The organism is Chloroflexota bacterium, from assembly GCA_014360825.1.
Lineage (GTDB): Bacteria > Chloroflexota > Anaerolineae > UBA2200 > JACIWT01 > JACIWT01.
Genome location: JACIWT010000001.1, coordinates 259,439 through 273,135 on the forward strand (window position 1 = coordinate 259,439; position 13,697 = coordinate 273,135).

General features: G+C 55.5%; 14 protein-coding genes. All 14 read left to right on the top strand.

Features of this window, described 5'->3' with window-relative positions:
- Position 1 precedes the first annotated feature (1 nt).
- The 14 genes from H5T64_01080 to H5T64_01145 all read left to right on the top strand — a co-directional run bounded on the left by H5T64_01080 (position 2) and on the right by H5T64_01145 (position 13,663).
- Positions 2-466, top strand: coding sequence for a cytidine/deoxycytidylate deaminase family protein (locus H5T64_01080; GenBank protein ID MBC7262935.1), 465 nt, complete (start codon positions 2-4; stop codon positions 464-466).
- Entirely contained in the window at positions 463-1,593 is a 1,131-nt protein-coding gene (locus H5T64_01085; GenBank protein ID MBC7262936.1) for a tetratricopeptide repeat protein, read from the top strand. Before H5T64_01080 ends, H5T64_01085 begins: the two co-directional genes overlap by 4 nt.
- Positions 1,594-1,631: 38 nt before the next feature.
- Positions 1,632-3,179 carry a methylmalonyl-CoA carboxyltransferase gene (locus tag H5T64_01090; protein ID MBC7262937.1) on the top strand — a complete coding sequence of 516 codons (1,548 nt, stop codon included), beginning with the start codon at positions 1,632-1,634 and terminating at the stop codon, positions 3,177-3,179.
- 96 nt (positions 3,180-3,275) lie between these two features.
- Positions 3,276-4,358, top strand: coding sequence for a 4Fe-4S binding protein (locus H5T64_01095; protein ID MBC7262938.1), 1,083 nt, complete (start codon positions 3,276-3,278; stop codon positions 4,356-4,358).
- 66 nt (positions 4,359-4,424) lie between these two features.
- A complete protein-coding gene (locus H5T64_01100; GenBank protein MBC7262939.1) occupies positions 4,425-5,909 on the top strand; it encodes a pyruvate/oxaloacetate carboxyltransferase in 1,485 nt (494 codons plus the stop codon).
- On the top strand, positions 5,906-6,427 hold the full coding sequence (locus H5T64_01105) for a biotin/lipoyl-binding protein (protein ID MBC7262940.1): 522 nt from the start codon (positions 5,906-5,908) through the stop codon (positions 6,425-6,427). The genes H5T64_01100 and H5T64_01105 overlap by 4 nt, the downstream gene beginning before the upstream one ends.
- The gene (locus tag H5T64_01110) at positions 6,417-8,078 is read left to right on the top strand and encodes a methylmalonyl-CoA mutase family protein (protein MBC7262941.1); all 1,662 of its coding nucleotides are present in this window, start codon (positions 6,417-6,419) and stop codon (positions 8,076-8,078) included. The genes H5T64_01105 and H5T64_01110 overlap by 11 nt, the downstream gene beginning before the upstream one ends.
- A gap of 93 nt (positions 8,079-8,171) precedes the next feature.
- Positions 8,172-8,582: a methylmalonyl-CoA epimerase gene (mce, locus tag H5T64_01115; GenBank protein ID MBC7262942.1), complete on the top strand. Its 411-nt coding sequence runs from the start codon at positions 8,172-8,174 to the stop codon at positions 8,580-8,582.
- Positions 8,583-8,644: 62 nt separating this feature from the next.
- Positions 8,645-9,172, top strand: coding sequence for a cob(I)yrinic acid a,c-diamide adenosyltransferase (gene cobO / locus H5T64_01120; protein MBC7262943.1), 528 nt, complete (start codon positions 8,645-8,647; stop codon positions 9,170-9,172).
- A gap of 33 nt (positions 9,173-9,205) precedes the next feature.
- Complete coding sequence (locus tag H5T64_01125) at positions 9,206-10,885, top strand: methylmalonyl-CoA mutase family protein (GenBank protein MBC7262944.1); 1,680 nt, start codon at positions 9,206-9,208, stop codon at positions 10,883-10,885.
- An 80-nt stretch (positions 10,886-10,965) separates the two neighbouring features.
- Entirely contained in the window at positions 10,966-11,382 is a 417-nt protein-coding gene (locus H5T64_01130) for a cobalamin B12-binding domain-containing protein (protein ID MBC7262945.1), read from the top strand.
- Between the two features lie 2 nt (positions 11,383-11,384).
- Complete coding sequence (gene meaB / locus H5T64_01135) at positions 11,385-12,401, top strand: methylmalonyl Co-A mutase-associated GTPase MeaB (GenBank protein ID MBC7262946.1); 1,017 nt, start codon at positions 11,385-11,387, stop codon at positions 12,399-12,401.
- Positions 12,402-12,468: 67 nt separating this feature from the next.
- Positions 12,469-13,083, top strand: a complete 615-nt coding sequence (locus H5T64_01140) for a histidine phosphatase family protein (protein MBC7262947.1) — start codon at positions 12,469-12,471, stop codon at positions 13,081-13,083.
- A 43-nt stretch (positions 13,084-13,126) separates the two neighbouring features.
- Positions 13,127-13,663, top strand: coding sequence for a GNAT family N-acetyltransferase (locus H5T64_01145; protein ID MBC7262948.1), 537 nt, complete (start codon positions 13,127-13,129; stop codon positions 13,661-13,663).
- Positions 13,664-13,697: the final 34 nt, after the last annotated feature.

Here is a 13,697-nt window from a genome sequence, read left to right on the forward strand (position 1 = left end):
TATGGGCGAATTGGAACGCCCTTCCTGGGATGAGTATTTCATTGAGATAACCCGACAGGTTGCCACTCGCTCGACGTGTCTGCGGCGACACGTGGGTGCCGTGGTGGTGAAAGATAAGCGCATCTTGGCCACGGGCTACAACGGTGCGCCTTCGGGCTTGCCCCATTGCAGTGAGACGGGCTGCCTGCGTGAGGCATTGGGCATCCCGGCGGGCCAGCGCCAGGAAATTTGCCGCGGCCTGCACGCCGAACAAAATGCCATTATCCAAGGTGCGCTACACGGCGTGTTGCTGTCCGGTGCGACTATCTACATCACTCACCAGCCTTGTCTCACCTGCGCCAAGATGATTATCAATGCTGGCATCACCCGCGTGGTCTGTACCGCTCACTACCCCGACGAGATGTCGAGCGATTTCCTCCGGCAAGCAGGTGTAACGCTGGAAGTGTGGGATAGAGGTGACACATGAGCAACGTCACCAGGCTGGCTGCGGTAGCCCTCTTCTGGGCCGCGGTCCTCGCCTGGCTCTGGCTTCGCGAGGTGCGGGCCCGGACCCGTAGCCAACGCATCAATCAAGCAATGTCGGAGTTATCATTGGCAGAGCAAGCCCTGGGCCAGGCTCGGCAACACGCTGAGCAAGGGGCTCTCGACCAAGCGATGGAAAGTTTTCAACTCTGTCTTCGCCATTTAGCATGTGTGCGCGAGGTAAGCCCACTCCCACCAGATAAGCGGGAGCGCAGCGCGTTCATCATTGCCCATCATGGCTGTGGCTGGATTTTGGCCCAGCGCGGCGACCATGAAGGAGCAATTCGCGAGTATAAAATAGCCCTGCATGAGGAAGAACACGCCGCCGATGTGGGGTCATGGGATTTGTTGTGCTTCAATCTGGCGCAATCACTGGCCACACTCGGCCGACTGGAGGAGGCAACGCGTTACGCGGAGTTATCGGTGAAAGAGGCCGAGAAACGAGGCCATACCGCCTTAGCCATACAGGCGCTTCGCAATTTGGCACACAACCAGATCGCCCTACGCCACTGGGACGCAGCAACCCAAACCCTACACCGATGTATCACTCTATTGGAACAACCCCCAGCGGCGGATGCCGAGTCCCGGGCTGCCGCATACTTGGATCTGGGTCGGGCGTTGGAAGGTGGAGGGCGGCTCAAGGAGGCTTTGCGAGCCTATCGGCGAGCATTGCATCTGCTACGCGGTACTGCCAATGAGGAGTACAGACCTGCCATAATGCACTTAATCGGCCAGGCTCAGTTCGCGCTTGGCCGGTATGACGGTGCACTGTTCCATTATGGCAAGGTGCTGGCATACCTTCAGCAAGCGCGTCGGATAGACGATGTGGCCACAGTATACAGCGAGATCGCCTGTGTGAAGTTCTGTCGGGGTCATCTCAGTGATGCTGCTGCCGATTTCCGACGCAGTCTGGCGGCATCTCTATTGTTAGATGACAAGCAGAGCGCACAGAAAGCACTGCTCTGCATTGGCGGGGTGGTTGCTGCTATCCGTGGGGTAGGCACCGATGGGGCGGTACCGCTTCCTGCGCCACCCCAAGGCGACCTCTTGCCAGGAAGTGATCGTGAGTAGACAAATCAGCGCTGGATATCCAATTTGGAGGATGCACGATGGTGGACCCCAGGATTGATAGGCTTCGCCAACTCAAAGCCGAGGCTCTGCTTGGCGGGGGTCAAGAACGCATTGATCGCCAACATGCCGCAGGCAAGCTGACTGCACGCGAGCGGTTGGACCTTTTGCTTGACCTAGGAAGTTTTCGTGAACTAGATATGTTTGTCACCCACCGCGCCACCGGGTTTGGCATTGAGAAGACGAAGCCTTTGGGCGACGGTGTGGTCACCGGCTACGGCTCGATTGATGGGCGGCTGGTGTATGTTTTCTCTCAGGATTTCACCGTTTTCGGCGGCTCACTGGGCGAGGCCCACGCCGAGAAAATCTGCAAAGTGATGGACCTGGCATTGAAAAACGGCGCCCCAATCATCGGCCTGAATGATTCTGGAGGCGCACGCATTCAGGAAGGCGTAGTCTCTTTGGGGGGCTACGCCGATATCTTCCTTCGCAACACCCTGGCATCGGGGGTCGTGCCGCAGATATCGGCCATTATGGGCCCCTGCGCGGGCGGCGCGGTGTACTCACCGGCGATCACAGACTTTATTATCATGGTGAAGGGCACTAGCCACATGTTCATCACTGGCCCAGAGGTCATCAAGGCCGTCACCCACGAAGATGTAACCTTCGAGCAATTAGGTGGAGCGATGACCCACAACACGGAGAGTGGCGTGGCCCATTTCGCTGCCGAAAATGAGCAGGAGTGTCTGGCTCTCATACGCCGGCTTTTGGGTTACATGCCTCAGAACAATATGGAGGACCCCCCTAGCATCACTCCAACCGATGACCCGCTGCGCATAGATCCAGCACTGGATAACATCATCCCCGAAAGCCCTACCAAACCTTACGATATGAAGGAGGTCATCCGTCGCGTGGTGGACGAGGGCAGTTTTCTGGAGGTACACGAACACTATGCCCGCAATATCGTGGTCGGGTTCGCGCGGTTAAATGGTCACCCGGTTGGCGTTGTAGCCCAAAACCCGATGTATCTGGCCGGAGCATTAGACATCAACTCTTCGGATAAAGGAGCGCGTTTCGTCCGCTTTTGTGACTGTTTTAACATCCCGATTATTACTTTCGAGGACGTACCTGGCTTTCTACCTGGTGTAGCGCAGGAACATGGGGGCATCATCCGTCACGGGGCTAAACTGCTTTACGCTTACTGTGAGGCCACTGTGCCCAAGATCACCGTTATCACCCGCAAGGCTTATGGTGGGGCCTATGATGTTATGTCCTCTAAACATGTCCGAGGTGACATCAACTACGCCTGGCCCAGCGCGGAGATCGCGGTGATGGGGCCAGACGGGGCCGTGAACATTATCTTCCGCAAGGAGATCGCTGAGGCCGCGGACCCCGATGCAGAACGAGAGCGTTTGGTGGCTGAATACCGCGAGAAGTTCGCTAACCCGTATATCGCCGCGGCGCGGGGCTACATTGATGACGTGATCGAGCCGCGGGAGACGCGTCCGCGCCTGATTGATGCCCTTGAGATGTTAGCCAACAAACGTGACTCGAACCCGCCCAAGAAACACGGGAATATCCCCTTGTAGAGAGAGCCACGCATCGGAATTTGCCGTCCCATTTTATTCCATAGGAAATCGGATGCCGGTTCTACAACGGTCACACTGAACAGGAAGGGAGACGCAATGATTGAGGACATTTACCGCCAACTGGCTCAGCGCTTGGACGCGTTACCCAATGGCTTCCCGGCCACCCAGAGCGGGGCAGAGTTGCGGCTGCTGAGAAAACTCTTTACCCCAATGGAAGCCAGGCTGGCAACGGTGATGAAATTGCGGGCTGAGCCTGCCAATGAGATCGCCGCCCGCGCAGGAGTTGACGCCACCGAAGCCTATCAGTGCCTGAAGGAGATGGTGCGTAAGGGCCTCATTCGCTTCCGTCGTGGCGATGGGGAACTCCGCTTTGCCCTAATGCCCTTCGTTGTCGGCTTCTTTGAAGAGCAAGTGGGCAAAATGGACGAGGAACTGGCACGCTTAGTAGAGGATTACTTCCAGGAAATCCGGGGCTTGGGTTTGCTGGATATTACACCCCAATTGCATCGCATCATTCCGGTCGAGGAGAGCATTCCCATTGAGGTCGAGATATACCCTTATGAGCGGGCCTCCGAGTTGTTAGGGGCAGCCAAATCCTTCGCGGTGCGACGATGCATCTGCCGGGTGCAAAAGCGCCTCATCGGCCAACCCTGTCACTTTCCGGAGGAGGTCTGTGTGCTCTTCGCCCCAGTCGAGGGAGCATTTGACCACGACCCTAATTCGCGAGTGATTACCCGCGAAGAAGCATTTGCCATTTTGCGCCAGGCCGAAGAGGCCGGGCTCATCCATTCCTCCGCCAATCGGCAAGATGGCATTTACTACATGTGCAATTGTTGCACTTGTTGTTGCGGCCTTATGCGTGGCATTGCCGAGTTTGGTATCGCCAACGCGGTGGCACGCTCGGATTTCTACGCCGTGGTGGACGAGAACTTGTGTATCGGCTGCGGGAATTGCGTGGAGCGTTGCCAGTTCAAAGCACTCTCTTTGCCAGATGAGATCTGCATCGTGGATCTGACCCGTTGTATGGGCTGTGGTGTGTGCGCCAGCGCCTGCAGCGAGGGTGCGCTGAGCCTGCGCCGGCGACCTGTGGGTGAGCGGGTGATCCCACCTTGCGATGGACGCGAGTGGGATGCTGAGCGGGCCAAAACGCGAGGGATTAGGCTGGAGGAGGTATTGTAAACTATGCTCCGCTCGGTCATGTTTGTTCAGGAGACGGCATAAAACAACAATGCTGAGGGAACAGCCATGAGCATCGCGCCGTTGCGCATAACCGATACTATGCTACGCGACGCGCATCAGTCTTTACTGGCAACACGAATGCGCACTGCAGACATGCTGCCAATACTGGACAAAGTAGATGCCGTTGGTTATCACTCGGTGGAGATGTGGGGTGGAGCTACTTTCGACTCAGCAATGCGTTTCCTGGGCGAAGATCCCTGGGAGAGAGCGCGTACGCTGAAAGCCCACCTGCCACACACACCGTGCCAGATGCTGTTACGGGGACAGAATCTCGTTGGCTACAGACATTACCCTGATGACATCGTGGAACGTTTTATCGTGCGCGCTAAGGCGAACGGCATTGATGTCTTTCGCATTTTCGATGCTTTAAACGACGTGCGAAACATGGCCTGGGCCATGAACGTGGCGAAACGCGTGGGCGGACACGTGCAGGCCAGCATTTGTTATACTACCAGCCCAGTTCACACGCTAGACAAATTTGCCGAGATGGCTGTCGAACTGGAGAACCTGGGTGCTGATTCGATCTGCATTAAGGACATGGCGGGCCTAATCACCCCATACGATGCTTTCGAGTTAGTGGCACGTCTGAAGGCCGTTTTACATGTCCCTGTGCAGTTGCACACTCACTACACCAGCGGCATGGGCACAAGCGTTTATCTGAAGGCCGCTGAAGCGGGGGTGGATGCAGTCGATACTGCCATCTCTTCTCTATCCCTGAGCACTTCTCAACCACCTACTGAGACCATCGTCAGCGCACTCAAAGGAGGACCGCGCGATACCGGTCTCGACCTAAACCTTCTGGCTCAAATCGCTGAATACTTTGCTGAGGTCCGAAAGAAGTACGTCAAGTTTGAGGGAGGCGTATCTGGTGTAGACGTCCGCGTCTTGCAGTATCAAATCCCGGGAGGTATGATTTCCAACCTGGTCGCACAACTACGTGAACAAAACGCACTCAACCGCTATGAAGAGGTATTGGCCGAAGTCCCGCGTGTGCGGGCCGAACTGGGCTATCCGCCATTAGTCACGCCTACCAGTCAGATCGTGGGGACACAAGCCACCCTCAACGTGCTACTTGGCGAGCGCTACAAGATCGTACCTGAAGAGGTAAAGGCCTATGTAAAGGGCTTCTACGGCCGCCCCCCGGCTGCAATAGATGAGCACATCAAAAGACTGATCCTTGGCGACGAGGAACCTATTGATTGCCGACCTGCAGACCTACTGGAACCCGGCTACGAAAAGGCTATGGCTGAAATCGGCAGCCTGGCGGAGAGCGAAGAGGATGTGCTCTCTTATGCCCTTTTTCCACAAGTTGCACGGACATTTCTGGAGCGCCGTGCTAAAGGTGTAACGCAACAAGAAATCGTAGCCGCAATTGCTGCGGTGCTTGCGTCTCAGGAAGAGCAGGCGCAAAGCACAACAATCCCATCATCCCCACCGGTCTCAATGTGGAAACTGGCTGGCCGTATCGGCCGTGTTCGGAGGGTTACATGAGGCGTTTTGTGCTCACTTTCGAAGGGAAAGACCATCAAATTGAGGTGGGCAAAGACTTAGTAATTGTCGATAGCCATCCATTCCACGTAGCACTAGAAGGGCAGAAGGTAGTAGTTGATGGCACAGAATACAGCATCGAAGTAGATGGGAACACAGCCTGGGTGAACGGCTTCCCATACCCATTCTCATTGCACGGCGACCTGAAAAGACCTCTTTCGCCATCTCAAAGCGGGCGCGAGGACTTACGGCGTATTGACTCTCGACCACCGACCTTGCTTACGGCCAGCGATCACATTATAGAGGCGGTGATGCCGGGCAAAGTGTTGCGTGTCCTGGTAAATGAGGGGGACGTTATTCACGCCGGTGACGTCGTATGTATCCTGGAAGCGATGAAGATGGAGAACGAGCTACACGCACCAAAGACGGGCACGGTGCAACAGGTTTTAGTCAAACCAGGACAGGATGTGGAAGCAGGGGAGCCCTTGATCGTTCTGCAAAGTGAAAGTTATGTCAAATAAGGCCGTCTCTGAACAAAAAACACGCTGGGAAAAGGGAGTGCTTCAACCCCTTTTAGCCCAAACCCCAGAACGTCAAACACGATTTGAGACCGATGAAGGCATTCCCATCGAGCGTGTATACACACCAGAAGATGTGAGGGCCGATTATCTCACAGATATTGGCTTTCCTGGCGAGTACCCTTTCACCCGGGGTGTGCATCCGACAATGTATCGTGGCCGGCTGTGGACGATGCGCCAATATGCGGGCTATGCCTCCGCGGAAGAGTCGAACCGGCGCTACCACTATCTGCTCCAGCAAGGCCAGACGGGCCTCTCGGTTGCTTTTGACCTCCCCACCCAAATCGGCTATGACTCCGATCACCCTTTGTCTGTCGGCGAAGTGGGTAAAGTGGGTGTAGCCATTGACTCACTAGAGGATATGGAAATCCTTTTCCGCGACATCTCCTTGGAGCAAGTCAGCACTTCCATGACAATCAATGCTCCAGCCGCAGTGCTACTTGCAATGTATGTCGCGGTGGCCAGAAAGCAAGGTGTAAAGCCAGCCGATCTGCGTGGCACGATCCAGAACGATATCCTGAAAGAGTATGTAGCGCGTGGGACATACATCTTCCCGCCCGGGCCGGCCATGCGTCTTATTACCGACACTTTCCGCTACTGTGCCTCCGAAATGCCCCGTTGGAACACGATCTCGATCTCTGGCTACCACATTCGCGAGGCAGGTGCGACAGCAGTACAGGAAGTGGCTTTCACTTTAGCAAACGCAATCGCTTACGTTCAGGCAGCCATCGGTGCCGGGCTCGACGTGGATCGGTTCGCAGGGCAACTATCGTTCTTCTTCAGTGCCCATAACGACTTGCTGCAAGAAGTCGCGAAATTTCGCGCGGCGCGGCGTATGTGGGCGCGCATTATGCGCGAGCGGTTTAGGGCCAAAGACCCCCGTTCGTGGATGATGCGTTTCCATACCCAGACTGCGGGGAGCACACTTACGGCGCAACAACCAGAAAACAACATCGTGCGGGTGACCCTCCAAGCATTGGCAGCAGTACTTGGTGGGACCCAGAGCCTACACACCAACTCCTATGACGAGGCGCTATCCCTGCCATCCGAAGACTCGGTGCGCATCGCTCTGCGTACACAACAAATCATCGCCTATGAGAGTGGTGTCGCCAACACAATTGACCCACTCGCAGGCAGTTATTACATTGAGAGCATGACGGACGAGATAGAAAGCCAAGCCAACGAATACTTGGCGACAATTGAGGAGATGGGGGGAGCGCAGGCAGCCATCGAGCAGGGCTACATCCAGCGGGAGATTGAGGAGAGCGCTTACCGCCATCAGCGGGCTGTAGAAAGAAAAGAAAAGGTCATCGTTGGCGTCAATGAGTTCGTAGAGACACAGGAGAAGCAACGTGTTCCAGTGCGCGTGGACCAGAAGGTGCGCGAACAACAGATAGCGAGGCTTCGTAACTTGCGAAACCGGAGAGACAACAGACACGTGCAACAAACATTAGTCGAATTGCGAACCGCCGCCCGCGGGGATGACAATCTGATGCCGCCATTGTTGGCTTGTGTCGAGGCCTATGCTACGCTGGGTGAAATCTGCGACGTGCTGCGCGGAGAATTTGGGGAATATCAGTTCGGCCGATCGTAATCTCGTTGTGCTTCATTATTCACCACGTGGGCATCTCTGCCGCTCACAGCGGATTGCCTTGGCGGTTGGTTTCCAAGAGGAGTATAAATAATGATGAAAGTGAAGGGGCTCGACCACATTGGGATCGCCGTCCACAACTTGCAGGACGCATTGGTTTTTTATCGCGATACCTTGGGTCTGCAATTAGAGGGCATCGAAGTCATCGAGGAGCAAGGTGTACGAGCGGCCGCTTTGTCTGTTGGCGGTACACATCTTGAACTGCTCGAGGCGACTGATAGAGAGGGTCCCATTGCTCGTTTTCTGTCCAGCCGCGGCGAGGGCATCCACCACATTTGCCTAGAAGTGGATGATATCGAAGTGGCATTATCCAACCTGGATACGAGGGGCGTCAGGCTTATTGACCGCACACCAAGGATAGGCGCTGGTGGGAAGAAGATAGCATTCCTGAACCCGCGGAGCACTTTCGGCGTGTTGATAGAATTGAGCGAGAAGGCGCGGCGATAAAGGGGCACCATCGCTTCTAAGATGATGGGATATAGTTGTATAGAAGCAAAGGGTGATATGAGATGCCGTTGGAACAAGGTTTAGTTCAGGTTTACACTGGTGACGGAAAGGGCAAAACAACAGCAGCGTTAGGCCTCGCAGTCCGGGCAGTCGGACAGGGCTTGCGAGTGTACATTGTGCAGTTTATGAAAGGCTGGCCGGACTATGGCGAACTGAACGCGTTGAAATTGCTCCCCAATGTAACCCTAGTGCAGTTCGGACGGGCCGAATTCGTAAGCCGCGAACACCCCGATCCAAAAGATGTACAAGAGGCGCGAGCGGCTCTGGCACACGCGTCCGAAGTGGTGCTGGCAGGCCAATACGATATTGTGATACTGGATGAGGTAAACGTGGCCCTGGATTTCGGCTTGATACCCCTCTCCGAAGTGCTGGCGCTCTTGGATGCTAAGCCCACGCACGTCGAACTCATCCTCACCGGACGAAATGCACCGCCAGAACTCGTAGACCGCGCTGACTTAGTAACAGAAATGCGCTCTGTCAAACACCCCTACGATCGGGGCATTGTGGGACGCAAGGGAATCGAATACTAAGAGATGGCTCCAAAAGGTTGATGGAGGCGTGATATGTTCGAACCAACAAAACTCAAGGAAATCAAACGCGAACGTGAACGCTGGGAACAAACTACACTGAAAACTACATTGGACAAGAACCCCGAACGTCAAGAAACCTTTATAACCACTTCAGGAGCGCCAGTAGAACGACTCTACACCCCTGCGGATATACCCAACTTCGATTATGAAAGGGACCTGGGCTTCCCTGGTGAATATCCCTTCACTCGTGGCATCCATCCTACCATGTACCGCGGCCGCTTATGGACCATGCGCATGTTCGCTGGCTTCGGCACAGCAGAAGAGACAAACGCGCGCTACAAATACCTCCTTGAACATGGCGAAACGGGTCTATCGGTAGCCTTCGACTTCCCCACCCTTTATGGTTATGACACCGATGACCCAGAAGCCGAAGGGGAGTTCGGAAAATGCGGGGTGGCGGTCTCCTCGCTGGCGGATATGGAGATTTTGTTTGATGGCATCCCTGTAGATGAGATCACTACCTCTATGACCATCAATGGGCCAGCGGCCGTGATTTGGGCCTTCTACATTGCTGCTGCTGAGAAGCGCGGCATTCCGATGCAAAAATTGGGCGGCACCATCCAGAACGATATCCTGAAAGAATACATTGCCCAGAAGTCATGGCTCCTTCCGCCGGAGCCATCGATGCGCCTGATTGTGGACACCTTCGAGTTTGGCGCGAAGTACCTGCCCCGCTGGAATACCATCTCCATTTCTGGGTATCACATCCGTGAAGCGGGGGCAACAGCAGTGCAAGAACTGGCCTTCACCCTGGCCGATGGTATGGCCTACGTCCAGGCTGCGATAGACCGCGGGTTGGACGTGGACACCTTTGCCCCGCGGCTGTCGTTTTTCTTCAATGCCCACAACGACCTTTTCGAGGAAGTGGCGAAATACCGTGCCGCGCGGCGAATTTGGGCACGGGAGATGAAAGAGCGCTTCGGCGCTAAGAACCCGCGTTCCTGGTGGATGCGCTTTCATACTCAGACTGCAGGGTGCTCGTTAACTGCGCAGCAGCCAGAGAACAATGTCGTCCGCACCACTATCCAGGCGTTGGCAGCGGTGTTGGGTGGCACACAAAGCCTGCATACCAATTCGATGGACGAAGCGCTTGCGCTGCCATCGGAATACGCCGTGAGGGTGGCTCTGCGCACCCAACAGATACTGGCCTACGAAAGCGGTGTAGCCAACACAATCGACCCGCTGGCAGGTAGTTACTACGTCGAGGCCCTCACTAACCGCATGGAAGCCGAGGCGTATCGGTACTTCGAAAAAATAGATGCTCTTGGCGGTGTCATTCCTGCCATTCAGGCCGGCTTTTTCCAGCGCGAGATCGCTGAAAGCGCTTACCGCTACCAGCAGGAGATCGATCAACGCAAACGCATTGTAGTTGGCGTGAACGAGTACGTACTGGATGAACCATTGCGCATCCCCCTGCTGAGGACCGATCCGGAGGGCGAGCGACGACAAAGGGAGCGATTGGCACGAGTGCGCCGTGAACGAGACAATGCGCTTTTGCAACGACGGTTGGAAGCGTTGCGCGCTGCTTGCAAGAGTAACGAGAATTTGATGCCTTATATCTTGGATGCCGCACGTGCTTACGGCACCCTGGGTGAAATCTGCAGGGTTTTGCGGAGTGTGTTTGGCGAATACCGCGAGCCCACCATTCTGTAATTCAATCATCGTATTCTGCATATCCCTCCCGCTATCTCTCGAGGTGAGTTATAATAAAAGGTTAGATGTGAGGAGAAACAATGTCCGAGAAGAAGATCCGCGTGCTTATCGCCAAGCCCGGCTTGGATGGACATGATCGTGGAGCCAAAGTGGTCGCCCGTGCTCTGCGTGACGCTGGCATGGAGGTCATATATACCGGTTTGCGTCAGACGCCGGAGATGATCGTCGAAGCAGCCCTTCAGGAAGATGTAGATGCGATTGGCTTAAGTATTCTGTCCGGGGCCCACATGGCTCTCTTCCCCCGCATCATGAAACTGCTCCGAGAAAACGGTTTGGATGACGTGCTCGTCTTCGCTGGCGGCATCATACCGGACGAGGACGTACCAGCCCTAAAAGAAATGGGCATCGTCGGTGTCTTCGGTCCTGGCACCTCTACGACCGAGATAGTAGAGTTCATGCGCCAGAAGATAAGCGAACGCCGCGCGACAGGCCACTGAAAATGCCAGTGAATACCGATCTCGTCAACCATGCACTGACTGGGGAGCGACGCGCGCTGTCACGGCTTATCTCGATCGTCGAGGACGGCGGACCAGATGCCCGCTTCGTTATCGCTGCCATCCACCCCCACACTGGCCATGCCCACATCGTAGGTGTCACAGGTGCGCCCGGCACTGGCAAAAGCACCCTGGTCACCGAACTGGCAAAGGCATACCGGCGCCGTGGCCTCACGGTTGGGATTGTCGCAGTAGATCCTACTAGTCCGTTTAGTGGAGGGGCACTTTTAGGCGACCGTATCCGGATGCGTGATCTGAGTGGCGATGCTGGCATTTTCATCCGCAGTATGGCCACACGAGGGAGCCTGGGTGGACTGGCTGCGACCACCGCCGAGGTGGTGAAAGTATTGGATGCTGCCGGATTTGGCTTAGTGATCGTGGAAACGGTGGGTGCAGGGCAAAGCGAGGTCGAAATCGCTTCCACCGCCCACACTACATTGGTGCTAGAAGTGCCAGGTTTAGGCGACGACGTACAGGCTATCAAGGCTGGCATCTTGGAGATCGCCGACATTTTCGTGGTTAACAAAGCCGATTATCCCGGCGCAGATAACGTGGTACACGCCCTGAATATGATGCTGGACCTGACAAATACAACACCAGCGGCCAGTGCTCATCACGGCTGGGACGCGATGGCGCATGGGGCAGCAACGAACGCGAAACCCACTGCCTGGAGACCGCCCATTGTGAAAACCATTGCGGTGCAAGGCGAGGGCATCGAAGAACTGGTGGAGGTCATCGAACGTCACCGCGCTTATTTGCATGATAGCGGCGAGTTCATGCGGCGTGAACGGCAGCGCATAGCCGCTGAGTTCAACCACGCTCTTCGCGCTAATTTGATCGAGAGTTTCCTCCAACGCGTGCCAGAGAGAGCGCTGAGCGAGATGTTGGATCGAATTATCGCTCGCCAAGTGGACGAGTACACTGCGGTTGAGGAATTATTGGCTCAGTATGGCATAAGGTAACATAAGCCTTGGAGCGATCGCAGTTAAGAAGTTCATTCTGGACAAATGCGTTTAGTAAGGTGTGGAAGTGGAAGTTTTGCTCATTCGCCATGCGGAATCAGTGGGGAACGCCGAAAACCGCATCCAAGGCTGGAGTGACAGCCCTCTGAGTGAGCGGGGACGGCGGCAGGCCATAGCATTGGCTCGGCGGTTGGCTAAAGAGTTCAACATCAACGCCCTATATACCAGCACACTGCGTCGTGCCTGGGAAACAGCCGAAATCATTCATGCCACATTAGGCGTGCCCCTACACGCGGACGACCGACTCAAAGAGTATGATTGTGGCATCGTCACCGGGCTGACGGATGAAGAAGTCACCGTTCTATACCCTGAATTACACCGCCGCTGGCAAGAGGATCCATGGAAAGCGCCAATCCCCGGAGCCGAGGACATCACGGAGTTCGCAACGCGCGTCTGGGCAGCAATGACGGACATCACCGCTCGGCACAACGATAGCGAAGTGCCCGCCGTCATTGCCCACGGAGGAACTATTGGCATCTACCTAGCACAACTCATTGGGCTAAACCCAGACCTGCGCCAACCCTGGTGGTTTGACAATGCCTCGCTGAGCATTGTGCGTTTAGGAGGAATCCGCCCCAGAATTATCCGACTCAATGACATTTGCCATCTGGTGGAATCCTGAAACTCCGCCCATTGAGCGGGTTTTCAGGCAGAGGGGGAGAGAAATGATCGTCGGCAAGAAAGTGCGATTGCGGGCTATCGAACGGAGTGACATCCCCACTTTCGTGCGCTGGTTCAATGATCGCGAGGTCACCCGCTATTTGAACCGACATGAGCCCATGTCAATGGCGGAGGAAGAGCGCTGGTTCGAGCGTCAGGTAGAGCACCCCGACGGCATCATCTACGCGATCGAGACTATGGATGGCATCCATATCGGCAATATTGGCCTGCATGGGATCAACTGGAAGAATCGCTCGGCAACGCTGGGCATTATTATTGGCGAGAAAGACTACTGGGGCCAGGGCTACGGCTCCGACGCCATCCGTACCTTGCTCAGCGTTGCTTTCGAGGAAATGAACTTAAACCGCGTGGAATTGGTGGCTTTCGATTTTAACGCGCGGGCTATTCGTTGTTACGAGAAGTGTGGCTTTACAGTAGAAGGGCGTGAGCGTGAGGTGCTTTTTCGCGAAGGCAAGTACCACGATCAATTGCGCATGTCCATTCTGCAGCGGGAGTTTAGCAGAGCAAACCCGGGTCAATAGCAGGTTGGCAGGGAAAAGGACGTAGGGGGAGAGA